The organism is Effusibacillus pohliae DSM 22757, assembly GCF_000376225.1.
In the GTDB taxonomy this organism is placed as follows: Bacteria; Bacillota; Bacilli; order Tumebacillales; family Effusibacillaceae; genus Effusibacillus; species Effusibacillus pohliae.
Genome location: NZ_AQXL01000120.1, coordinates 21,443 through 43,427, shown reverse-complemented (window position 1 = coordinate 43,427; position 21,985 = coordinate 21,443). Strand labels below are relative to the sequence as shown.

General features: G+C 55.7%; 23 protein-coding genes. 20 read left to right on the top strand and 3 right to left on the bottom strand.

What is annotated here, in order from left to right; genetic code table 11:
* The first annotated feature begins 34 nt into the window (after positions 1–34).
* The 7 genes from C230_RS0109760 to pcp are packed head-to-tail and all read left to right on the top strand — an operon-like array spanning position 35 to position 5,729.
* Complete coding sequence (locus C230_RS0109760; RefSeq protein ID WP_018131856.1) at positions 35–820, top strand: IclR family transcriptional regulator; 786 nt, start codon at positions 35–37, stop codon at positions 818–820.
* A 40-nt stretch (positions 821–860) separates the two neighbouring features.
* Positions 861–1,559: a 5-oxoprolinase subunit PxpB gene (gene pxpB, locus C230_RS0109755; protein ID WP_018131855.1), complete on the top strand. Its 699-nt coding sequence runs from the start codon at positions 861–863 to the stop codon at positions 1,557–1,559.
* Positions 1,556–2,554, top strand: a complete 999-nt coding sequence (locus C230_RS0109750; protein ID WP_018131854.1) for a 5-oxoprolinase subunit C family protein — start codon at positions 1,556–1,558, stop codon at positions 2,552–2,554. The genes pxpB and C230_RS0109750 overlap by 4 nt, the downstream gene beginning before the upstream one ends.
* Before the next feature lie 16 nt (positions 2,555–2,570).
* Positions 2,571–3,335, top strand: coding sequence for a LamB/YcsF family protein (locus C230_RS0109745; RefSeq protein WP_018131853.1), 765 nt, complete (start codon positions 2,571–2,573; stop codon positions 3,333–3,335).
* 16 nt (positions 3,336–3,351) lie between these two features.
* Positions 3,352–4,074 carry a DUF969 domain-containing protein gene (locus C230_RS0109740; RefSeq protein ID WP_018131852.1) on the top strand — a complete coding sequence of 241 codons (723 nt, stop codon included), beginning with the start codon at positions 3,352–3,354 and terminating at the stop codon, positions 4,072–4,074.
* Complete coding sequence (locus C230_RS0109735; RefSeq protein ID WP_018131851.1) at positions 4,071–5,024, top strand: DUF979 domain-containing protein; 954 nt, start codon at positions 4,071–4,073, stop codon at positions 5,022–5,024. The genes C230_RS0109740 and C230_RS0109735 overlap by 4 nt, the downstream gene beginning before the upstream one ends.
* A gap of 57 nt (positions 5,025–5,081) precedes the next feature.
* The gene (gene pcp, locus C230_RS0109730) at positions 5,082–5,729 is read left to right on the top strand and encodes a pyroglutamyl-peptidase I (RefSeq protein ID WP_026174239.1); all 648 of its coding nucleotides are present in this window, start codon (positions 5,082–5,084) and stop codon (positions 5,727–5,729) included.
* A 34-nt stretch (positions 5,730–5,763) separates the two neighbouring features.
* Here pcp and C230_RS0109725 read toward each other — a convergent pair whose 3' ends face one another.
* On the bottom strand, positions 5,764–6,702 hold the full coding sequence (locus C230_RS0109725) for a Na/Pi cotransporter family protein (protein WP_018131849.1): 939 nt from the start codon (positions 6,700–6,702) through the stop codon (positions 5,764–5,766).
* 122 nt (positions 6,703–6,824) lie between these two features.
* On the opposite strand from C230_RS0109725, the gene C230_RS0109720 reads away from it, so the two are divergent.
* On the top strand, positions 6,825–8,129 hold the full coding sequence (locus C230_RS0109720; protein WP_018131848.1) for a class I SAM-dependent rRNA methyltransferase: 1,305 nt from the start codon (positions 6,825–6,827) through the stop codon (positions 8,127–8,129).
* Between the two features lie 32 nt (positions 8,130–8,161).
* Here C230_RS0109720 and C230_RS0109715 read toward each other — a convergent pair whose 3' ends face one another.
* Positions 8,162–8,536 carry a hypothetical protein gene (locus C230_RS0109715; protein WP_018131847.1) on the bottom strand — a complete coding sequence of 125 codons (375 nt, stop codon included), beginning with the start codon at positions 8,534–8,536 and terminating at the stop codon, positions 8,162–8,164.
* A gap of 204 nt (positions 8,537–8,740) precedes the next feature.
* Here C230_RS0109715 and rpsU point away from each other — a divergent pair, with 204 nt between their 5' ends.
* The 6 genes from rpsU to C230_RS0109685 all read left to right on the top strand — a co-directional run bounded on the left by rpsU (position 8,741) and on the right by C230_RS0109685 (position 13,897).
* Positions 8,741–8,917 (top strand): 30S ribosomal protein S21, encoded by a 177-nt coding sequence (gene rpsU / locus C230_RS0109710; RefSeq protein ID WP_018131846.1) that lies wholly within the window; start codon positions 8,741–8,743, stop codon positions 8,915–8,917.
* A 15-nt stretch (positions 8,918–8,932) separates the two neighbouring features.
* Positions 8,933–9,376: a GatB/YqeY domain-containing protein gene (locus C230_RS0109705; protein ID WP_018131845.1), complete on the top strand. Its 444-nt coding sequence runs from the start codon at positions 8,933–8,935 to the stop codon at positions 9,374–9,376.
* Between the two features lie 169 nt (positions 9,377–9,545).
* On the top strand, positions 9,546–10,916 hold the full coding sequence (locus C230_RS20035; protein ID WP_018131844.1) for an NfeD family protein: 1,371 nt from the start codon (positions 9,546–9,548) through the stop codon (positions 10,914–10,916).
* 33 nt (positions 10,917–10,949) lie between these two features.
* A complete protein-coding gene (gene floA / locus C230_RS0109695) occupies positions 10,950–11,942 on the top strand; it encodes a flotillin-like protein FloA (protein ID WP_018131843.1) in 993 nt (330 codons plus the stop codon).
* Positions 11,943–12,299: 357 nt separating this feature from the next.
* Positions 12,300–12,992: a hypothetical protein gene (locus C230_RS22535; protein ID WP_156807414.1), complete on the top strand. Its 693-nt coding sequence runs from the start codon at positions 12,300–12,302 to the stop codon at positions 12,990–12,992.
* 107 nt (positions 12,993–13,099) lie between these two features.
* The gene (locus C230_RS0109685) at positions 13,100–13,897 is read left to right on the top strand and encodes an inositol monophosphatase family protein (protein ID WP_018131841.1); all 798 of its coding nucleotides are present in this window, start codon (positions 13,100–13,102) and stop codon (positions 13,895–13,897) included.
* Positions 13,898–14,314: 417 nt separating this feature from the next.
* On the opposite strand, the gene C230_RS0109675 is transcribed toward C230_RS0109685, so the two are convergent.
* Entirely contained in the window at positions 14,315–15,517 is a 1,203-nt protein-coding gene (locus C230_RS0109675; RefSeq protein ID WP_018131840.1) for a hypothetical protein, read from the bottom strand.
* A 209-nt stretch (positions 15,518–15,726) separates the two neighbouring features.
* On the opposite strand from C230_RS0109675, the gene C230_RS21365 reads away from it, so the two are divergent.
* The 6 genes from C230_RS21365 to ybeY all read left to right on the top strand — a co-directional run bounded on the left by C230_RS21365 (position 15,727) and on the right by ybeY (position 21,985).
* The gene (locus C230_RS21365) at positions 15,727–16,656 is read left to right on the top strand and encodes a C39 family peptidase (RefSeq protein WP_018131839.1); all 930 of its coding nucleotides are present in this window, start codon (positions 15,727–15,729) and stop codon (positions 16,654–16,656) included.
* A gap of 228 nt (positions 16,657–16,884) precedes the next feature.
* A complete protein-coding gene (gene yqfC / locus C230_RS0109665; protein ID WP_018131838.1) occupies positions 16,885–17,157 on the top strand; it encodes a sporulation protein YqfC in 273 nt (90 codons plus the stop codon).
* A 12-nt stretch (positions 17,158–17,169) separates the two neighbouring features.
* A complete protein-coding gene (yqfD, locus tag C230_RS0109660; RefSeq protein WP_018131837.1) occupies positions 17,170–18,342 on the top strand; it encodes a sporulation protein YqfD in 1,173 nt (390 codons plus the stop codon).
* Between the two features lie 28 nt (positions 18,343–18,370).
* Positions 18,371–19,357: a PhoH family protein gene (locus C230_RS0109655; RefSeq protein ID WP_018131836.1), complete on the top strand. Its 987-nt coding sequence runs from the start codon at positions 18,371–18,373 to the stop codon at positions 19,355–19,357.
* Positions 19,358–19,370: 13 nt separating this feature from the next.
* Positions 19,371–21,467 carry an HD family phosphohydrolase gene (locus tag C230_RS0109650; protein WP_018131835.1) on the top strand — a complete coding sequence of 699 codons (2,097 nt, stop codon included), beginning with the start codon at positions 19,371–19,373 and terminating at the stop codon, positions 21,465–21,467.
* Between the two features lie 17 nt (positions 21,468–21,484).
* Positions 21,485–21,985: an rRNA maturation RNase YbeY gene (gene ybeY, locus C230_RS0109645; protein WP_018131834.1), complete on the top strand. Its 501-nt coding sequence runs from the start codon at positions 21,485–21,487 to the stop codon at positions 21,983–21,985.

The following is a 21,985-nucleotide window of genomic DNA, read 5'->3' as shown; positions in this document are numbered from 1 at the left end:
ATCAAAATTCCGAATTTCGGAACGAGGGATCGGCATGCAGTCCCAAAACAAACAGCACAAAAACAAAACGGTCATTAAATCGATGGAACTCCTCAACCTGTTCCTCGCCAATGACCGGTTAACCCTGCACGAAATGGCGGAATTGTCGAATCTCCCAAAAACCTCCGTCCACCGGATGGTCGGTTCACTTGAAGAGATGGGCTTTCTGACGAGGGACCAGGCGGGAAAATACACACTCGGGCTGAAGTTTCTGCAATTTGGCCAGTTGGTGGCTGAGCGGCTGGACATCCGGCATGTCGCACTGCCGGTGATGCGGCGGTTGCGGGACGAGGTGGCCGAGGCTGTCAACTTGATCGTACGGGACGGCAACGAAGCGATTTATATCGAAAAAGTGGACACCCACCAGCCCGTACGAGTGTATACCGCGATCGGCCGGAGAGCTCCGTTGTATGCGGGGGCCTGCCCGCGGATTTTGCTCGCTTTTCTGCCCGATGCGGAGCGGGAACGATACCTCAATCAGATTGAACTGAAACCGATCGGAGCGGGAACGATCACCGATCGGGAGTCGCTGCGATCCGTTTTGGAGGAATCGCGGAAAACCGGATTTTCGGTCAGTCACTCCGAACTGGAAAACGATTCGTCCGCCGTGGCGGCGCCGATTTTTGATCACCGCGGCCGGGTGGCGGCTGGCCTTAGCATCGCCGGTCCGACCACCCGCTTTCAACCAGAACATTTGCCCGCTCTGACCAAAAAAGTGATGGGGGCGGCGCATGAAATCTCGCGCAAATTGGGCTGGACAGGCACAGGCCAGACGTTCTGACGCGCCGGGAAGCCATCCAGTCAAAACAGGGGGTGAGACAGTGACGGCCAAAGCAGCGCTTCAATTCGTTCCGCTGGGCGACTCCGCGGTGGTCGTCGAATTCGCGAACACAATTGATCTCGTAACCCACCGCAAGGTAAAAGCGTTGGCCGGGTATTTGGATGAATGTCCGTTTCCCGGAATGGTCGAGTATATTCCGGCGTTTACAACGGTAACCGTATTTTACGATCCGTTGCGATTGTCGTATGCGGATGTATGTTCGACGCTTGAAAACATCATCTCTCTGCTGCCCGAAACACCTGATTCGCCTCCGCGGATCGTCGAAATTCCCGTCTGCTATGGGGGAGAGTTCGGCCCCGATTTGAAGTTTGTGGCGGAGCATAACGGACTGACGACGGAGCAAGTGATTGAGATTCACGCAAGCGGTGACTATCTGGTGTACATGATCGGGTTTGCCCCCGGCTTCCCCTATCTGGGCGGGATGTCGGAGCGGATTGCGGCGCCGCGGCGTCCGTCACCCCGTTTGCAGATTCCGGCCGGCACAGTCGGAATCGCCGGTATGCAAACCGGTGTGTATTCGATTGACACGCCGGGGGGATGGCAGTTGATCGGGCGGACGCCATTGGCCCTGTTTCGCCCGAACGACGATCCGCCGAGTTTGTTGCAAGCGGGTGACCGGGTTCGGTTTCGGCCGATTTCCCGCGAGGAATATGACGCGTGGAAGGAGGGCGGGCGATGAGCATCAGGGTGATGCGGCCGGGGCTGCTGACTTCCCTTCAGGATCTCGGCAGGCACGGGGTGCAAAAATACGGGGTGGTCGCCAGCGGCGCGATGGACCCGTTTGCGCTGCGGCTGGCGAATCTGCTGGTGGGCAATGAAGAAGCGGAAGCGGCGCTGGAAATGACGATACAGGGACCGACGCTGCTGTTTGAAAGAGATGCGCTGATCGCCATATGTGGAGCCGCATTGTCCCCCAAGATCGACGGCCGGTCCGTTCCGGAATGGCGACCTGTGCTGGTTAAAGGGGGAAGCGTGTTGCAATTCGGGATGGCGATTGCAGGCTGCCGCGCCTACCTGGCGGTGGCCGGCGGATTCGACGTTCCGGTCGTGATGGGGAGCCGCAGCACCTATTTGCGCGCCGGGATCGGCGGCTTTCAGGGACGCGCTTTGAAAGAAGGAGATGTGCTGCGGGTACGGCCCGCTTCCCGGCGAAGCTTGCATCGCATGCGAAAGCTGGCGAAGGGGATGGATTCCTGCCCGTTTGCCGCCACTGACTGGGCGGTGACTTCCGATTTGCTGCCGGCGTACGGCAAGAATCCGGTCATCCGGGCAATGCGCGGCGGTCAGTTTGACTGGTTTACCGTGGACAGCCAGGAGCGATTTTTTACGGAACCGTTTCAGGTCACGCCGCAATCGGATCGGATGGGCTACCGGTTGTCGGGGGCACGGCTCCGGTTGGCGGAACCGCGCGAACTGATTTCGGAAGCGGTGGCCGCAGGCACCGTCCAGGTGCCGGCCGGGGGCCAGCCGATCGTGTTGCTGGCCGACCGCCAGACAACTGGCGGCTATCCGAAAATCGCCCAGGTGGCGTCAGTCGATCTGCCGGTGATCGCACAGGTCAAGCCGGGCGAGACTGTCCGCTTTCAGGAAATCACGCTGGAGGAAGCACAGGCGCTGTATCGCAGGCGGGAACGGGAGATCGAGTTGTTGAAACAGGGGATCGCATTGAAGTAACGGGGAGGGAGAAGCGATGTTTCGAGTCGATTTGAACTGTGACATGGGCGAAAGTTTCGGCGCTTACAAACTGGGAAACGACGAGGAGATCCTGAACTTTGTCACATCGGCCAACATCGCCTGCGGATTTCATGCGGGGGATCCGGCAACCATGCGGAAAACGGTGAAACTCGCCCTGGAAAAAGGGGTCGCCATCGGAGCGCATCCCGGCCTGCCGGATCTGGTAGGCTTCGGCCGCCGGAACATGGACATTTCACCGCAAGAAGCATACGACATCGTGGTGTATCAGATCGGCGCCCTGTATGGATTTGTCAAGGCGGAAGGCGGAACGATGCAGCATGTGAAGCCGCACGGCGCTCTCTACAACATGGCTGCGAAAAATCCGGCGCTGTCAAAAGCGATCGCGGAGGCGGTGTACAAGGTGGATCCGGAATTGATCCTGTTCGGCCTGTCCGGCAGCGAGCTGGTGAAAGCAGGTCAGTCGATCGGCTTGCGTACTGCCAGCGAAGTATTCGCCGACCGCACCTACCAAGCGGATGGTTCATTAACTTCGCGCCGCCAGCCGGACGCGCTGATCACCGATCCGGCGCAAGCGGTGCAACAGGTGATCCGCATGGTCAAGGAAGGCAAGGTGGCATCGCAACAAGGAGTCGATGTTCCGATCAAAGCGGATACCGTCTGTCTCCACGGCGACGGACCGCATGCGCTGACCTTCGCCCGCCAGATCCGGGAACTTCTGCAAGCTGCGGGAGTTGCCGTGCGGGCGGTTGGAAATCGATAACGAAGGAGGAAAAAGAATGCTCACACTGATTGGAATTGCCATTGTGATTGTCGGTTTTGCAATGCGCTTTAATCCGTTGCTTGTCGTAACGGTTGCGGGAATTGCCACCGGTTTAGCCGGACATCTTCCGTTCGACAAGATCCTGACGGCATTCGGAGAGGCGTTTGTAAAAAATCGCTATCTCTCCTTGTTCATTCTGACCTTGCCGGTGATAGGCCTGTTGGAACGCTACGGCCTGAAGGAACAAGCGCAAGCGTTGATCAGCAAAGTGAAGGCTGCCACGACCGGACGGCTGCTCATCTTGTATCTGTTTGTGCGGGAACTTGCCGCAACTGTAGGTTTGACAAGCCTCGGCGGCCACGCGCAAATGGTTCGTCCGCTGGTTGCACCGATGGCGGAAGCGGCAGCGGAAAACCGATATGGAACTCTCCCAGAAAAAGTACGTAACCGGATTAAGGCATATTCGGCGTCCGCCGATAATGTCGGACTCTTTTTTGGCGAAGATATCTTTATTGCGTTCGGCGCGATCTTGTTGATGAAAGGATTCTTCGAACAAAACGGGATTCAGGTGGAACCGCTGCATATTGCGGTCTGGGGGATTCCCACCGCGATCGCCGCTTTCCTGATCCACGGCGCGCGACTCTTGCTGTTGGAGCGAAAAATAAAGGCGGAAGCAGAAAAGTCGCAAATCAACGAATCGATTAAGAATCCTGAATTGCGAGGGGAGACGCAAGCATGATTATCAATCTTGAGTATATTTACTATATCGCGGGTATCTTTCTCGCTATTATTTCGCTTTTGACGCTGCGAGACAAAGGCAACCCGAAGCGGGGGTTGACCGCTTTGTTCTGGGGCCTGTTTGCCGTATCGTTTCTGTTTGGAAAGGTGATCCCGTCCAAGTATATGGGGGTCCTCGTGATTATCATGGCGCTGATTGCCGGTTTTGGAGGAGTCCGGATGGGATCCTACAAACAAACCACAGATGAACAGCGAGCAGCAAGCGCGAGAAAGTTCGGAAACAAACTGTTTCTTCCTGCCCTGCTTATCCCATTCATTACTGTTGTTGGGACAATGTGGGTAAAGAATGTGAAAATCGGCGGTCTACCTCTGCTCGACCCAGGGAATGTCACACTCGTTAGTCTCGGGGTTGCATGCGTCATCGCTTTGATCTCGGCCATGGCGCTAACTCGGGAAAAAGGCCTGCAGCCGATTGAGGAATCGCGCCGGTTGTTGGACGCGATCGGTTGGGCCGCCGTGCTTCCCCAGATGCTCGCTACCTTGGGCGGTTTGTTTGCTGCGGCAGGTGTTGGGAAAGTGGTGGCCGATCTGGTAAGCGCAGCGATTCCGGTAGATAACCGTTTCTTTGTCGTTGCGGCCTACGCCGTGGGAATGGCTCTGTTTACCATGATTATGGGAAACGCGTTTGCCGCTTTTCCGGTGATGACGGCAGGCATCGGTTTACCGTTAATCGTTCAAATGCATGGGGGAAATCCTGCTGTTATGGCGGCGATTGGCATGTTTTCGGGTTACTGCGGAACACTGATGACTCCGATGGCTGCGAACTTCAATATTGTGCCGGCGGCACTGCTTGATCTGCCCGACAAAAACGCGGTTATCAAGGCTCAAGTGCCGACTGCGTTGCTGCTGCTGACCGTCAACATCTTCTTGATGTATTTCCTGGTATTCTAATCGATTTTAGGAAGTGCCAATCGCGTGTCGATTGGCACTTTTTCGGGAGGGATTTACGTGCAGAAAGTGTTGCTCACAGGGTTCGATCCATTCGGAGGTGAATCTGTCAATCCGGCAGCGGAAGCGATCAAGCGGCTGAGCGGCAAAAAATTTGACGATACCGAAGTGGTCACACAACAAATTCCGACCGTTTTTCATAAATCGATTGAAGTCTTGAAACGGGCCATTCGGGAGGTTCAGCCGAACATCGTGATCTGTGTGGGTCAGGCCGGCGGACGCAGTGACATCACGGTCGAACGGGTAGCGATCAATGTGGATGACGCCCGGATTCCTGACAATGAAGGAAACCAGCCGATTGACGTTCCGATCGTGCCGGATGGTCCGGCTGCGTATTGGTCGACGCTGCCGATCAAAGCGATTGTCCACAATATCAGAGAAGCGGGCATCCCGGCGTCCGTCTCGCAGACAGCCGGCACGTTCGTCTGCAACCATCTTTTTTATGGCTTGGCCCATTTGATTGCCACCGAGTTCCCGTCCGTCCGGGGCGGCTTCATTCATATTCCGTTTCTGCCGGAGCAGGCGGTTCGCCATGCCGGGGCTCCCAGCATGAGCCTGGATCACATTGTGCGAGCGCTTGAAATTGCCATTCATACGTCTGTTACGCAGTCGGAAGACATCAAATCGGTCGGCGGACAGACCCACTAAACGGAGAAAAATGGGTGTGGAAGACGGGAGCGCTTCACTCCGCTTTCCCCCTCCCAGGGACCATCCATTCGATCAACCGGGCGAACACCCCGGTGAAAGGCCAGACAGCCAGCGAGGAAGCGATGTTAAACAGCGTGTGGGCGGTGGCCACCTGAACCGGCAGGGAGGAACTGAACAGTTGAACCGCCCGGGAGAACAGATCCAGGATCGGCAAAAAGGCCAGCACGCCCGCCACGTTTAACAACACATGCGCCGCCGCCACCCGTTTTGCGGGCAGGGGGCTGCCGATTGCGGCGAGCACGGCGGTGATACAGGTTCCGACATTGTTGCCGAACACGATCGCGATCGCGCCCGGCAGGTCGATCAGCCCTTGCCCCGCCATCGCGATCGTCAACGCGGTGGTGGCAGTGGAGCTTTGCACCAGTGCGGTCAGCCCCGCTCCCGCCAACACCCCGTAAATTGGATTCTGCGAGGACGCTTGCAGTACATCCGGGAACCAATCGGTATCCCCCAACGGGGCGAGCGCCCGCGTCATCATGTTGAGCGCAAACAGCGTGGCCCCAAACCCGAACACCGCCAGTCCCAGATACCTCTTTTTTCCTTTTAGAGCAAACCACATCAACACGCCGAGCACTGTACAGGGAAAAATCAGATCGTCCGGGTTCCAAGCGACGATCTGGGTGGTGACGGTGGTGCCGATGTTCGAGCCGAGAATGACACCGAGCGAATCGGCAAACGTCATCGTGCCGGCCGATACGAATCCGATCGTGATCACGGTCACGGCAGCCGAGCTGTGCAGCAGAGCGGACACCACCGTTCCCGTGATCAGGCCGCGCGTCGGGGTTTTGACAAACCGTTGCAAAATTTGCGGCAATCGCTCCATCGCCATTTGCTCAAGCCCGTGCCGCAACACCCAGATTCCGCCGAGAAAACCGGCCAATCCGGCCGCAAGCAAAAAAGCGGGTGTATACATACCGATCCTCCATAGGGTAGACTAGGTTTTGCGAAATCTGTACATACCTATGCGTGCATGTCCGCTGGCAGACATCCATTTTGCAAAGTTGCTTGGCGGTTGAGGCGAGGAGGTTTAGTGCCATGACAAAGGTTTTTTTGCGGAAGAACCGGAAAAAACGGCTGGAGCAAGGCCATCCATGGGTCTATCAAACGGAAATCGAGCGAATCGAGGGCGATCCCCAACCGGGCGATGCGGTCGAGATCGTCAACCACGCCGGCCATTTTTTGGCGAAAGGCGCGATCAACCCGAATTCGCAGATCGCTGTCCGGGTGCTCACGTACAATCGGGATGAGACGATCGATCAGTCGTTCTTTGAGCGCCGCATCCGGGAAGCGTGGGTGTTCCGCCAACGGATGTTGGAAGATACGAATGCATGCCGGGTCATCTATGGTGAGGCGGATTTTCTGCCGGGCGTGGTGGTGGACAAGTTTGCCGACGTGCTGGTGATCCAGATCCTGTCGCTTGCCATGGAGGTTCGCCGGAACGAACTGATCCAGGCTTTGGTAAACGTGATCCGGCCGAGAGGGATCTACGAACGCAGCGATGTCCCCGTTCGGGAACTGGAGGGGCTGGAACAACGGACCGGATTGGTGTGGGGAGAGGCGCCGCGGGAAGTGGAGATTGTGGAAAATGGGCTGCGTTATATCGTCGACATCGTCGAGGGGCAGAAGACCGGCTACTTTTTTGACCAACGGGAAAACCGGGCGGCGATCGGCCCGCTGATGACCGGTTGGGGAGCCGACCGCGGCATCACCCTGCAGCCGACCGGCGAACTGGACGAGCAGGGAAAGGTCGTGTACAAGCCGGTCGACAAAACGGGCAAAATTATCAAAAACCCGTTCTGGGACGGGGCGGAAGTGCTGGAATGTTTCTCCCACATCGGTTCCTTTACGTTAAACGCGTGCAAATACGGGGCGAAGAAGGTGACGTGCCTCGACATATCGGAGCATGCGATTGAGACGGCGAAACGCAATGTGACGTTGAACGGGTTTTTGCACCGGGTCGATTTTGTGGTGGCCAACGCGTTCGATTATCTGCGCGAACAGGTCAGGAGGGGCAGCCATTGGGACGTGGTGATTCTCGACCCGCCCGCTTTCGCCAAGACGAAAGCGGCTGTGCCGGGAGCCTGCAGGGGATACAAGGACATCAATTTGAACGGGATGAAGCTGGTGCGGGACGGCGGATTTTTGGTGACGGCCAGCTGTTCGTTTCATATGAAACCGGAGTTGTTCCGGGAGGTGATCCAGGATGCCGCTCTCGATGCGAAGAAAATTTTGCGGCTTGTCCATTGGAGCGGGGCTGGCAAGGATCACCCGGAAATCCTTGGGGTGGAAGAGGGACATTATTTGAAATTTGCGATTTTTGAAGTGCGGAGCAGAGCGTAGAGAAACCGCAAGCCCTCGAACTCGAGGGCTTGTCAAATCCAGGCGTTTACGTTGACTTTGCGGATAAACTCTTCCGGTTTCACATAGTCGATTTTGGCCGTTTCGCCGTCAGCCGGTTTTTTGCCGACCAGCTGTTCAAACAACTGCTTGTTGCCGGTGGCCAGCGCGTAATCGATCAACGCCTGCCGTTCGATTTCTTCCGCTTGCCGCTTGATCAACACTTCCTCCGCTTCGATGTCGGCCGCCGGCACATAGTAGTGGCGGTCTTTTGAAGGAACCCGGATGATGAAATCAAACGCGCTGTCGGAGCTGCGTTCGCGGCCGATGATATATCCATACTCCCCGATGGGCAGATTTTGCTCGAACGAGTCTTTGACGATGATGATCTTTTGGCCCAGTTGCAGCATGTCAACCACCTCCTGTACCATGGTGAGGTTATATCTATTTTATCATCTCTTGGCCGGAAGGGGTACTCCCAAATTCGCCGTTCGCCCGGGGAGGCAAGTTGACTGGGCTCCCTGAATCCAGTATAATTTGGCATGATAAACTTTCTTGACGTTCATCATGCTGGTTCCGGCATGTGTCTGGCAAGTCGGAGGGAGGGAAATTCAGTGTCAGAAGTTCGGGTTCGCAAGAATGAATCGTTGGACAGCGCACTTCGTCGCTTCAAGCGTGCTACGGCTAAAGACGGCATCCTTGCGGAAATCAAAAAACGCAAGCACTACGAGAAACCCAGTGTGGCTCGGAAGAAAAAGGCTGAGGCTGCACGCAAGAAGAAGAAATACTAAGGAGGCAGTCATCTCGTGGGCTTGGCTGAACGTTTGGATGCCGATATGAAGCAGGCGATGAAAGACAAGGACAAAATCCGCCTGTCGACCATCCGCCTGATTCGCACAGCCATCAAGAATGCGGAAATTGATCAGCAAAAAACGTTGACGGACGAGGACATTCTCGCTGTCCTGAATCGTGAATTGAAGCAACGGCGCGATTCCCTCCAAGCATTTCAAGACGCCGGACGTGCTGATTTGGTTGATCAAGTGCAGCGGGAAATCGCTGTTTTGCAGGAATATTTGCCCGCCCAGTTGAACGAGGACGAAATCCGCGAGCTGGTGCAGGCGACGATTGCCGAGGTCGGCGCTCTGTCCAAAAAGGACATGGGCAAGGTGATGGGCGCGCTGATGCCGAAAGTGCAAGGACGGGCGGACGGAAAGCTCGTCAATCAAATCGTGCAATCGTACTTGTCGTAAAGGATAAAGCCATGTGCAGACGCACATGGCTTGTTTGTTATGCGTCCCCTGAATGCAACTTTTTGGCGCGACATCCGTAAATACAAATGGAATGGTCGAAACTTTCGAAACTGACCTGGCGTGAACCTGTACATCTGCGGGCTCCGGGAGCAGCGAAAGGAGGCAGCAAATGGCGAAGCTCATGCGAATCTTGGTGTTGCTTGCCGCAATCCTGCCGCCGCTGGTTTGGCCGATTGCGGCGGCGGCCGAATCGCAGCCAAATACCGAAGTCTATGTGGTGCCTGTCGAAAATACGATCGAGACCGGCTTGGCCGAATCCCTGCAGCGGGCGTTTCAGGCGGCGGAAGCGGTACACCCGCATGCGATCCTGCTGCGGATCGATACGCTCGGCGGCAACATCGGAGCCGCCATGGACATCGGCAAGCTGATCCGGCAGTCGAAGATTCCGGTGATCGCGTATGTGGAGCGGCATGCGATTTCGGCGGGGGCGTATATCGCGCTGAACGCGAAGCATCTTGCGATGGCGCCAGGCAGTACGATCGGGGCAGCGGAACCGCGAACGGTCGACGGGAAAACGGCCGATCCGAAAACAGTTGCCGTCTGGAAGTCGGAAATGGCGGCAGCGGCGGAAGCGACCGGCCGTAGCTCGCGAATCGCCGAAGGAATGGTCGATGTGAATCTGGAGATTCCCGGTCTGAAGGCGAAGGGAGAACTGCTCTCGCTGACGGCCGAACAGGCGGTGCGGGAAAAGATCGCCGACGGAATCTTTGCCACACAGGAGGATGTGATCACCCATTACGGGTATCATCCGCAGTTGGCGGTCGAACACAAAATGTCGTTCGCCGAAAAATTGGCCCGCATTGTCACCCATCCATACGTGATTCCGATCCTGTTGATCGTCGGCATCGTCGGGCTGGTTGTGGAACTGCTGATTCCGGGAGTGATGTTGCCGGGGATCATCGGCGGGACGGCGTTAGTCCTCTTTTTCTTCGGACATATAATCGCCGGATTTGCCGGCTGGGAATCGTTGCTGTTATTCCTGCTGGGCGCTGTGTTGCTGGTGATCGAAATGTTTGTGCCGTCGTTCGGGTTGCTCGGCGTTTCGGGCATCGCCGCGGTTGGGGTAGGCGTCGGCATCGCCGTCTATGACGCCAAATACGGCATTCAATCGTTTCTGGTCGCGCTGTTGGCGGCTGCTGTCGCCGCCTGGATTGCGGTCCGATATTTCGGGCGGAGAGGCGTCTGGAACCGACTGATTTTGCAGGACCGCTTTACTAAGGAAGCGGGGTATGTGCCGGTGAAAAGTTACAATTACCTGCTGTACCAGGAAGGAGCGGCGTTGACCCCGCTGCGGCCGGCCGGTACGGCGGTGATCAACGGGCAGCGGTTTGACGTGGTGACGGAAGGCGGTTTTATCAACGCGGGAGAACCGGTTACGGTGGTGCATGTGGAAGGCGTGCGGATTGTCGTCCGCCGCAAAGCGGACACACTGGGAGAAGCAGGGCGGGTTGTCCGCCACAAATCGGAAACAACCGAATAGAAACCAGTTGCGAACGAAACGGGAGGGGTTCGAATGGATCAAGCTTTTATCGCACTGTTAGTGCTGGTGGGGCTCGGCATTATCGTGTTGGCTGTTTTGTTTACGTTCATTCCGGTGGCACTGTGGATTTCCGCCTGGGCGGCGGGTGTGCGCATTTCGATTTTCACGCTGATCGGGATGCGGCTGCGGCGGGTGATACCGGCGCGGATTGTGGAACCGCTGATCAAGGCGACGAAAGCGGGGCTGAATATTACGACGAACCAGTTGGAAAGCCATTATCTGGCGGGCGGGAACGTGGATCGCGTGGTGAATGCGCTGATCGCGGCGGAGCGCGCCAATATCCAGTTGGGCTTTGAACGGGCGGCGGCCATCGACCTCGCGGGCCGCGACGTGCTGCAGGCGGTGCAGATGAGCGTCAACCCGCGCGTGATTGAGACGCCGATCGTATCGGCCGTGGCCAAAGACGGGATCGAGGTGCGTGTCCGGGCACGGGTGACCGTCCGCGCCAATATTGATCGGCTGGTGGGGGGCGCCGGCGAAGAAACGATCCTCGCCCGTGTCGGCGAGGGAGTGGTGAGCACGATCGGCAGCTCCAACAATCACAAGGATGTGTTGGAGAACCCCGATTCGATTTCGAAAACGGTGTTGGCAAAAGGATTGGATGCCGGCACGGCATTCGAAATTCTCTCGATCGACATCGCGGATGTGGACGTTGGCAAAAATATCGGCGCCCAACTGCAGACCGACCAGGCGGAGGCAGACAAGCGGATCGCCCAGGCGAAAGCGGAGGAACGGCGGGCGATGGCGGTGGCGCGGGAACAGGAAATGCGGGCGTATGTGGAAGAGATGCGGGCAAAAGTGGTCGAGGCCGAGTCGGAAGTGCCGAAAGCGATGGCGGAAGCGCTGCGGCAAGGGAAGCTTGGCGTGATGGATTATATGAACCTGCAAAACATTATGGCCGACACCGATATGCGGGACGCGATCGCCAAAATGGGAGATGAGCCCGGCAAGGACGGCAAGAAGTAGGTCTAGACCCCACGCCTGCAAGTGGTGGCTTGTAAAATCCCTCAATGACCAGTCTAAGCGAAAGCTACGTTGGTTGGGTGCATACCCAAGGGTGCTTCTCCAGCTCTTGGCACTATGGGGCAGGCATTTAAAGCCGGCAGGGGAGTCGGCGGTGTGTCTGTTGCAACCAACCCCTTCCCAACATGGACGAGGAGAAACTTCCGCAAGGAAGCGTCACAAGTCCCGTAAGGGCGGATCGTTTGATTTGTCGAATCAGAACAGGCGCATAGCACAAGGAATCTCACACAAGTATTGTCGCATTCTACAGCGGAATAACGGCTGGCAATAGGATAAAGAAAAGATTGGCGTTTGCTCCTCATGCCTGAAGGTAGGGGCTACTGCGCCGGAAAGTTGGTGACACGGATGGAATCGATTTTGCTGGTGATCGCGGCGGCTGTTATCTGGTGGTTGCGCGGCTTTGCTACAGGCCTGCAAGGTCCGCGCAATGCGCCAGGGAGGCGTCATTGGCCGGTGGGGCCGGGAGACCGGCCAGGGCAGCCGCAGGCGTCACGCAGACCGCCAGTTGTGGAGCAGCCCGTTACGTCAAGTAGACCGCCGGTGGTAGAAGCCGGTCAGGGTACGTACGCCGGGCGCGGCAGTCAGCAGGTGCCAATCGGTGGGCTGGCCGACGTTCGGCCGGAGGAGGGTGGAGTGCCGGTCGCACCCACGTTGCGGGAACCGCACGAAACGGTGCATCCCACATTGCTGGAACCGCATGAGACGGTACACGAGTCGGTGCATGTCTCGACCCGTGTTCGGCCAGCCCCTGACTACCGCAACCCGCAGCCAAAACAGCCCGCGTCTGATACGGAACGGGTGTTTGCGGGGGAAAGCTCCTATGACCGGATTGGTTTGGATCCCGTCGGCAGGATGGCCAGGCGAAGAGCGCCGCTCAACATCGAAAAAGCCGATTTTCTGCGGGCTGCCGTCTTGTCTGAAATCCTCAGGCCACCGCGTGCTCGCAAGCCGCATCGCGCCATGCTAATTTGGAGAAAAACGATGAAGTTTTGAAAAATGGACTCGCCGGTCAGAGTCCATTTTTTCTACAAAAGAGGACAACCTGGCTTTGTTGCAGAAGTTGATCAAGGTGTGTCTAGAGGGGAAAAGGAGCTGACGAGATGGAATCGATTCTGATATCGGTAAGAGACATCGCAATGGAAGCGGCGATTGTGGCTGGAAAAATAACGAAAGAGCGGTTTGGCGGCAGTTTTGCTATGTCGGAGAAAGGGGAATTCGGCGACCTGGTGACGGAAGTGGATCACCTTGCCGAACGGGAGATTTTGCGGATGATCCGGGCTCATTTTCCCGATCATCAGATTCGCAGCGAGGAAACGGGATGGTCGGGAGTGGAGGGAGACTGGCTGTGGCTGGTCGATCCGTTGGATGGAACCAATAATTACGCATTGGGCATTCCGCTCTACGGTGTGTCGATTACTCTGCTTTACCGCCAACAGCCGATCTTGGGCGTGATTTATGATTCCCATCTGGAAAAATTGTACATCGCGGAGAAGGACAAAGGAGCGGTTTGCAACGGCCTGCCGCTTCGAGTTCGAGCGAAGGATGATGTCCGCAAGATGACGGTAGGCTGGATCCAGGGGCACGGCGTGCAAAAGCATTCTGAAGCGATGCGCCTCAAGCAGCATCTGGACGGACAATTCAAGCGGGTGCTGCGGTTGTGGGCTCCCTCTTTGCTTTGGTGCATGTTGGCCCGTGGAGATTTGGACGGCATTGTGCTTTACAACTCCGAAGGGGATGATTTGTACGCCGGAATTCTGATGGCCCGGGAAGCGGGAGCCGCTGTGATCGATTTTGACGGGAAGCCGTTCTCGGGGATCAATGCGGAACCCTATATCATTGCTTGCCACCCGGACCGGGGCGAAACGTTTTTGCAGATTGTGCGGACGGGGCTTGCGTAGAGATTTTGCGTTTCGCTGCCGTCACGCCGCTTTCAGTTGGGAGGAATCGACCATGTTCCTCAGAAGCCAGACACGACCCACTACCTGATCACCCGGCGGTTTCTGGAAAACAGGCAAGCGATGCTGCGGCAGTTGTTTAAACAAATAGGATAAGCAAGCCGACAGCCAGAGCAAAGAGGCCAATACTCAAATTCACCAGAGCAGCCCAAAGAACAGGGGACATAAACATTCCTCCCTCTTGTAATGTTGGATAAAATAACCAACAAACGATTGATGATCGCTTGTTGGTTATTTTACTCTAATTCGGGTTCATAGTGACATATCCTACAGGAACCCAATGGATATTCACGGGAGTTGTTAGAATAGGTGGTGGGTAGAATGCCGGGTGGCAGGCCCGACTTTCTTAAGACAACAAATTTATGGGAGACTGTTCAAATCGATTAGGTGTATTCTGGAAGGATAAATCCCGTTTTGTTTGGCTTGTTTTCGTTCTTCTTCTGTTTTGGGGATTGGCGTGTTCCAGATCAAATAGTGATTGTTGGCGATCGGCTGGCTGTAGGCTGCATCTTCGTCTTGCAGAATCACAATACTGTCGAGTTTTCGGTCGTACACCTGGATTTTGTCGTACGTTCTCAAGGCGATGACACGCGAGCCGATTGACAGGAATTCTATGGCGTTTTCTGGTTCCTTGGCTAGTAACTGCCGATGTTCTCCGTTGGGTGTGATCATCCACAATTCCCAACGTTGCGAGTTCTGCAGGCCCGACCAGACGATCGACTCCCCGTCGCTTGCGACGTATCCGACCGTCTTTCCCTTTGTAAGCTGCTGAATCCGGTTGCCTTTGTTCCAAAATAGAGCTCCGTCGTTTGTTTCGTCATCACGCCCGATCCACAGTGCAAAGTTTTGTGTGAGAACCGGGTTGCCGGCCCGCTTGGCGAGTTCCGTCAGTTCTCCCGTTTTCAGATTGTATTTTTTCACAACGACTTGCATACCTTTTTCATCTATCGGTCCCTCACTCGGGCTCCACACAAACTCATCTCCATATAGACTGGGCATCCAGATCGGGCCATCGAAGCCGCGGCCGTTTTTTTCGGAAGCGGATGTGGCAACGATCGAATCTTTTTTGTTGATGCGATCATACGCGTGCATTTTCCAATTGACAAAGGTTTGGTCCAAAGACTCGCTCCATACGATCCATCTATCGTTCAACGAAGCCCAGATTGCCTGCGAGTCTTTGCCAAGTGTGGCGATGGATTCGTGATTTCCGGTTTTCGTATTGTACAAAATCAGTTCATAGGCCTTTGTAACCGGCTTCTGAACGGGCACCCCCCCTACGATTTCTCCCGCCTCACCGATAGCTAGGGGACCCCATGCCCGACCATCCGGCAAAATGGCGTCGAAGGTAGTGACTTTTACATCTTTCCAGGCTTCCTTGATGGATAGTGTTTTTGGGGGAGTAAAAGTTCCGTTGTTTTTCTGGGAAGAAACGGCCGGATTGCTGGGGTTCGGTTGCGAATTCACGTTCTGTCCGGCTGGCGGATGGGTGGTACCTTGCTCGCAGGCTGTGGCCGTCAGCAAGATGCTGGCGAGGGTGGCAACCAGAAATCGTCTGTTTTGCATCAATTGCACCTCCATTTGGATAGAAAAATCATGTAGTATCCTATTCGATATTTTTACGGAAATACCTTTTCTATGATAGATAGTTAAAAAATAATTTAGTTAAAATTTTTATCGCACATAGGTCTTGTTTCTGGTTTTAGAAAAATTTATGATTGGATGTTTTACGCTTACGATCTGTTAAAAAACGATCATGGGGAGGGTATCAAAGAATGGGTAATCGCAAAATCCTTGGAGGTGTTCTGACAATCCAGCTTGCGGCCCTTTTCGCGGGTACAGTGCAGGCGGCGGAACCCGGCTACAGCATGTATTATCAGGAAGCTTCGATTGACGAAGCAACCAAAGCAGTGCTTTTGGAAAAAGAAAGACTGGTCGAAATGTACGTGGAAGCAAAACAGGGCAAGCGGTCGATGGAGGAGGTGGAAAAAGCGGTTCAAAACTTTGAGAAAAAACATAAAATCGATCCGAAACGTCCCCTTGCAACCAGTAAGTTTTCTTCCCACCCGTCCAAGCCTGACGACCCCAAAACAGTGCAAACCGGAACCTCGCCAGGTAGCGTGAGCGCACAACGGACACCGAACTACAGTTCCAACTATGTGTACGATTTGTACCAGGAAACCCAATGGAACGGTTACTATTGCGGTCCGGCCACTGCGGCCATGATCATCAAATCGAAACAGGTATCTACCAGTCAGTCGGAAACTGCATCGCTGCTGGGGACGGAGAGTTATAAAGAGACGCCGTGGTCGGTTGGACCATCAACCAGCCCATCATACCCCATGAGAGACGCACTCAACTACAAACTCAATACCAGTTGGTATGTACCCTACGGACTGCCGGAAAGTGTCACCACGACCACGTTCAAAGATCATATAACCTTTGACGTTGATTTTGATTATGGCGTTGCCGGTGATGCGTATGAAGTGCCGAACGGTCCGCATTTGGTGGGTCACCCCGTCAGCCAAACGATTTACCATTGGTTTGCGATAGACGGGTACTCCAATAATGGGGATTCGACCCATTATGCGGATCCCGCATCCGGTTGTTCTGCATTGTCATGGGGCAATAATGTGCCCAAGTATTCGACAATGAGCACGTCGACGGTGGCAACGATTGTTAATGGACGAGGGATCATCTGGTAGGCCCCTATTCAAAGAAACACAAAACATTCGTGAATTAATCACAAAAGAAGCCGCTCACTTCTACTGGAGTTGAGCGGCTTCCCGTTTTGGCAACCTCGATACGGCAACCGCACTGTCTTTTTTCATCGGCAAGGGCCCTGCTTCCGCCGCGTACTACCCTCCCCGGTTGCTGCATATGGTTCTAAGAGAAGATTGCGTTTCCGTCACGGGACAAGGAGGGGGAACTGCGTGCGGGCGTTTGACAAATTGAAGAACGCGGCGGCCGATCTGCTAGAACTGCCGAAAGATGCAATCCATGATGTGCCGCGCGTCACCCTCGTGGGCGGCTTGCAATTGTTTGTGGAAAATCACGCGGGCATTCTCGAGTTCAGCGAATCTCGCATTCGGCTCGCCCATTCCGGCGGAGAACTGCAGATTCTGGGAAAACGCCTGCTGATCCGCTACATTCAGCCCCGTGAAATGCTGGTCGAAGGGGATATCAGCGAAATCAAGTGGGTATAAGGGGGCCGGGGGATGTTAAACCGGATTTTGTTGGATTATTATAAAGGGTACGTGATCGTGACGGTCAGCGGGAAACAGCTTGCGACGCTGGTGAATTTGGCCAGTCGGGAAGGGATCTGGATTCGCGACATTCTGTACGGGGCGAACGGCAGCCTGCAGATGACGATCCTGCGCACCGATGTTCGCCGGCTTCGCCCGTTGTTGCGGCAGACCGGCTGCAAAATTCACTTCGGAAAACGGACGGGCTTTCCGTTCCTGCTGCAGCGGGCCCGCCGCAGAAAATCATTCGTCGCCGGCTGCCTGGTGTTTGTGGCGCTGTTGTATACGTTAACGTCGGTGATCTGGTCGGTGGAAGTGGAAGGTGCGAAAAAACTGTCGCCGGAAACGATCCTTGCGGCCGCCGAAGCGACCGGGATCCGGAAAGGGGCGTGGATCGGCCGGCTGCCTGCTGCGGATGTTTTGCAAGCCGAAATTTTGGACAAAGTTCCCGAGCTGTCCTGGGTGGGTGTCAGCATTCACGGCACGAAGGTCCGCATTCAGGTGATGGAAAAAGTGTCCCCTCCCGACCCGCAGCCGAGCAAACCGCAGCACATCGTGGCGGCAAAGCCGGGTGTGATCGAAAAGATTCTGCCGGAAAAAGGGATTGCCCAGGTGCGGCCGGGGCAAACGGTCAAGCCGGGGGAAATTCTGATCTCCGGCAGTCTGGAAGACGGCAAGACGTTTGTCCATGCGAAAGGAACGGTCGAGGCGAGGGTATGGGAGAGAACCGAGATGCGTGTCCCGCTGGAACTGGTGCGGCAGGTCTATACGGGGCATTCTTTCAAAAAAAATTTTGTGATGTTCGGGTCGTTTCCCGTCCAGGTATGGGGGTATGGCCATACGCCGTACAGACGTTTCGAGGAACAGGCGATCGACCGGGAATTTCATGTCGGTTCGTTTACACTGCCCATCCGGTTCCGGGAAGTCACCGTCAAGGAAGCGCAGGAAGAAACAATCTCGCTGAGCAAGGAACAAGCGGAAGCGGAAGCGAAACATCGCGCGGCGGAAGATGTGATGGCGAAAATCGGAGGAAAAGGGCGAATCGACCGGCAAATCATTTTACATTCGAGAATCGAGCATGGTAATCTATATACAACAGTTTTAAGCGAAGTCATAGAGGATATAGGCAAACCTCAACCTTTCTAGTTTACCGCTTGGAGAAGGAGAGAAACGATTGGATACAGCGACCCGTAAAATTTCCCTGCAATCCAACCAGGAGGCGATCCAGATCTTTGGTCCGAACGATGCCAACCTGAAGCGGATTGAGGCTGATTTTTCCGCCAAAATCGTAGTCCGGGGCGGAGAGATTACGGTCAGCGGCACGCAGGATGAAGTGGATACGCTAGAGCATTTGTTCGACGTTCTTGCGCAACTGGTGCGAAAAGGAACCGCGGTCGGGGAACGGGAGATCGGCTACGCGATTGAAATGGCCAAACAGGGTGCGGCCGAGGAACTGTTGGAACTGTTCAGCGAACAGATCGCTACGACCAGCAAAGGCAAACCGATTCGCGTCAAAACGTTGGGACAGCGGTTCTATATCCAGGCGATTCGCAAACAGGACATCGTCTTCGGCATCGGACCGGCGGGCACCGGCAAAACGTACCTGGCGGTCGTGATGGCGGTCATGGCCTTAAAGAAAGGTCAGGTCAACAAAATCGTGCTCACCCGACCGGCGGTGGAAGCGGGAGAAAACCTGGGGTTCCTGCCCGGCGACCTGCAGGAGAAAGTCGATCCCTACCTGCGTCCTTTGTACGATGCGTTGTATGACGTGATGGGGACGGAAAACGTGCAGAAAGCCATGGAGCGCGGAATCATCGAAGTGGCGCCTTTGGCATACATGCGGGGGCGGACGCTGGAGGATTCGTTTGTCATCCTGGACGAAGCGCAAAACACCACTCCCGAACAAATGAAAATGTTCCTCACCCGGCTGGGATTCGGTTCGAAAATGGTGATCACGGGTGACATCACGCAGATCGATCTGCCGCGCGGCAAACTGTCGGGTCTCAACGAGGCCTTGCGAATTTTGCGGGAGATCAAGGAGATCTCCTTTGTCTTCCTGACCGAACAGGATGTCGTGCGGCACCATCTGGTGCAAAAAATCATCGCCGCTTACGCGAAAGCGGACGAACAGCCTGTCGCAAAAACCAGCAGCGGGAAGTAAGGAGTCGAGTGAAATGGCTTTGAAGCTGGAGAAAAACATCCGCCAGATTACGTTGACACCGGAACTGGTCCGCAGCAACGGGATGCGCGCCGCGATCTATGCGGTTTTGTTTTTGTGCCTGTTCTTTCTGTTCTATGGGAATGTGACACCGACCCGCTACAATTATCAGGTCGGCGATATTGCGCAAGAGGACATCAAGGCGCCGACGGACGCCATCAACACGCAAGCAACCGAACAGAAGCGGCGGGAGGCCGCTGACAACGTGCAAAAAGTCTACAATCTGGATCCGACCGTCGAGCAGAAGGCGCTGGCCACCGTCAACAACCTGTTCGATGTGGCGCAGCGGGTGATCGCCGATCCGAACCTGGCGCAACAGCAAAAAAAGGCGGAGCTGCAAAAAGTACCGATCGCCGTCAGGGACCAGATTCTGGACAAGCTGTTGGCGATGTCGCCGAACCAGCTGGCGCGGGTGAAAAACGAAACGGACAGCCTGATCAGCTTCTTTCTGGGTAAAAGCTTTCCGGAAGAATCGCTGGCGACCGCTCCCGCCGTACTTGACAGCAAGCTGGTAGGCATCGACCTGCCGGCGGACGCCCGCATGGTGATCCGCGATCTGGTGCTGACCTCGCTGCGGCCGAACATGGTGTACGACCAGAAACAAACGGAAGAATTGCGGGAAAAGGCGAAGCGGGAAGTGCAGGAAGTCCGGATTTTCAAAGGCGACCTGATCGTTCGCAAGGGCGAGCTGATCACCCAGGAAAAATTGGGCCTGCTGCGCGACCTGAAACTGCTCGCGGAACAACCGAATTACAAGATCTACGTCGGACTGGCCTTGCTTCTGCTGTTCTCGCTGGCGCTTCTGGAAGTGTACATGCGGATCGCGCGATCCAGACTGGCGGCCAACAACCACCTGCTGCTGCTGCTCAGTCTGGTGATCCTGCTGACGGCGACCGTCATGAAAATCGTATCGCTTGCAGCCCCGCTCAACCTGCAGGCGATCGGGTATCTGGCGCCGCTTGCGATGGGTACCATGTTATTGACGATCCTGTTTGACGCGCCGCTGGCAATCATCGGCAGTATCATTTTTTCTTTGTTTACGGCGCTGTTGTTCGATTTCCGGTTTGAGTATCTGTTTGTCGGCATCGTCTCCGCGCTGACCGGCGTGTTTGCGGTCGCCCGGGTTAAACACCGGCTGGTGCTGATGCGGGCCGCCTTTATCATCGCCGGCGTCAACCTGCTGGCGATCGCTACTGTACAGTCGCTGCTGTCGTCGGTCAATTTTACCTGGCAGGGGTTGCTGCAGGCGCTTCTGTTCGGGTTGGCCAACGGTTTGCTGTCCGGCATTCTGACGATCGGGACACTGCCGTTTCTGGAAAGCCTGTTCGGGATTCTGACGCCGATCAGCCTGCTGGAACTGTCCAACCCGAACCATCCGCTGCTGAAAAAATTGCTGATGGAAGCGCCCGGCACCTACCATCACAGCCTGATCGTCGGCAACCTGGCGGAAACGGCGGCGGAAATGGTCGGCGGCGACCCGCTGTTGTGCCGGGTGGGCGGCTATTTTCACGATGTGGGGAAAGCGAAGCGGCCGATGTTCTTTATCGAAAATCAGAACGGCCGGGAAAATCCGCATGACAAGGTGGCGCCGAGCCTGTCCCACCTGATCATCACGTCGCATGTGCGGGACGGGGTGGAAATGCAGGAAGAATACCGGCTGCCGAAACCGATTCGCGATATTTGCGAACAGCACCACGGCACCACCGTCTTGTGGTATTTTTACAACAAGGCGTTGGAACAGGAGAAAAACCAGAGCGTCAACATCGACGACTATCGCTATCCGGGGCCGAAGCCGCAGACGAAGGAAGCGGCGATCATCATGCTCTGCGACTCGGTGGAAGCGGCCGTCCGTTCGATGAGCCGGCCCAATCCGAACCGGATTGAAGCGGTGATCCGGAAAATCATCAAGGACCGACTGAACGACGGGCAGCTGGACGAATGCGATCTGACTTTGAAAGACTTGGACAAAATTGCGAGTGCTCTGATGAAGGCGTTGAACGGGATCTATCACGCGCGGATCGAGTATCCCGATCCGCCTGCTGCCAAGTCTTAGGAAAACAGGAGGATTCGATGAACATACAAGATACACGCGTGATCGTGGAAATTGTCGATGAAGTGAACGCCGCTTTTTCGTTTGATGTAGCGGAGCTGCTGACAAAAGCGGTACGGGCGGCGGCCGCTTACGAGCAGATCGAAGCGGGTGAAGTGGTCGTGTCGCTGGTCGACGACGAGACGATCCGCGACCTGAATCGCACCTACCGGCAAAAAGACGCTCCGACCGACGTGCTCTCATTCGCGTTGCTGGAATCGTATGAAGAGGAGCCGGACATTTTGTTTGGGGAGGAAGAAGAGGTGGAAGCGGAACCGCTTGGCGACATCGTGATCTCGGTGCCGACCGCGATCCGGCAGGCGGAGGAATACGGCCACAGCGTCGAACGGGAATTGGCGTTTCTGACGGTTCACGGCTTCCTGCATCTGATCGGATATGACCATCTGACAGAAGCGGATGAGCAGAAAATGTTCAGCCGGCAGGAGGCGATCCTGGAGAACATCGGTCTGGCAAGAGGGTGA

Bases quoted from the DNA above. Each gene is read 5' to 3' on its own strand.
- C230_RS0109760 (WP_018131856.1), top strand. From the start codon at position 35: ATGCAGTCCCAAAACAAACAGCACAAAAACAAAACGGTCATTAAATCG.
- C230_RS0109750 (WP_018131854.1), top strand. From the start codon at position 1,556: ATGAGCATCAGGGTGATGCGGCCGGGGCTGCTGACTTCCCTTCAGGAT.
- C230_RS0109745 (WP_018131853.1), top strand. From the start codon at position 2,571: ATGTTTCGAGTCGATTTGAACTGTGACATGGGCGAAAGTTTCGGCGCT.
- C230_RS0109740 (WP_018131852.1), top strand. From the start codon at position 3,352: ATGCTCACACTGATTGGAATTGCCATTGTGATTGTCGGTTTTGCAATG.
- C230_RS0109735 (WP_018131851.1), top strand. From the start codon at position 4,071: ATGATTATCAATCTTGAGTATATTTACTATATCGCGGGTATCTTTCTC.
- C230_RS0109725 (WP_018131849.1), bottom strand. From the start codon at position 6,702: ATGTATACACCCGCTTTTTTGCTTGCGGCCGGATTGGCCGGTTTTCTC.
- C230_RS0109720 (WP_018131848.1), top strand. From the start codon at position 6,825: ATGACAAAGGTTTTTTTGCGGAAGAACCGGAAAAAACGGCTGGAGCAA.
- C230_RS0109715 (WP_018131847.1), bottom strand. From the start codon at position 8,536: ATGCTGCAACTGGGCCAAAAGATCATCATCGTCAAAGACTCGTTCGAG.
- C230_RS20035 (WP_018131844.1), top strand. From the start codon at position 9,546: ATGGCGAAGCTCATGCGAATCTTGGTGTTGCTTGCCGCAATCCTGCCG.
- floA (WP_018131843.1), top strand. From the start codon at position 10,950: ATGGATCAAGCTTTTATCGCACTGTTAGTGCTGGTGGGGCTCGGCATT.
- C230_RS22535 (WP_156807414.1), top strand. From the start codon at position 12,300: ATGCCTGAAGGTAGGGGCTACTGCGCCGGAAAGTTGGTGACACGGATG.
- C230_RS0109685 (WP_018131841.1), top strand. From the start codon at position 13,100: ATGGAATCGATTCTGATATCGGTAAGAGACATCGCAATGGAAGCGGCG.
- C230_RS0109675 (WP_018131840.1), bottom strand. From the start codon at position 15,517: ATGCAAAACAGACGATTTCTGGTTGCCACCCTCGCCAGCATCTTGCTG.
- C230_RS21365 (WP_018131839.1), top strand. From the start codon at position 15,727: ATGGGTAATCGCAAAATCCTTGGAGGTGTTCTGACAATCCAGCTTGCG.
- yqfD (WP_018131837.1), top strand. From the start codon at position 17,170: ATGTTAAACCGGATTTTGTTGGATTATTATAAAGGGTACGTGATCGTG.
- C230_RS0109650 (WP_018131835.1), top strand. From the start codon at position 19,371: ATGGCTTTGAAGCTGGAGAAAAACATCCGCCAGATTACGTTGACACCG.
- ybeY (WP_018131834.1), top strand. From the start codon at position 21,485: ATGAACATACAAGATACACGCGTGATCGTGGAAATTGTCGATGAAGTG.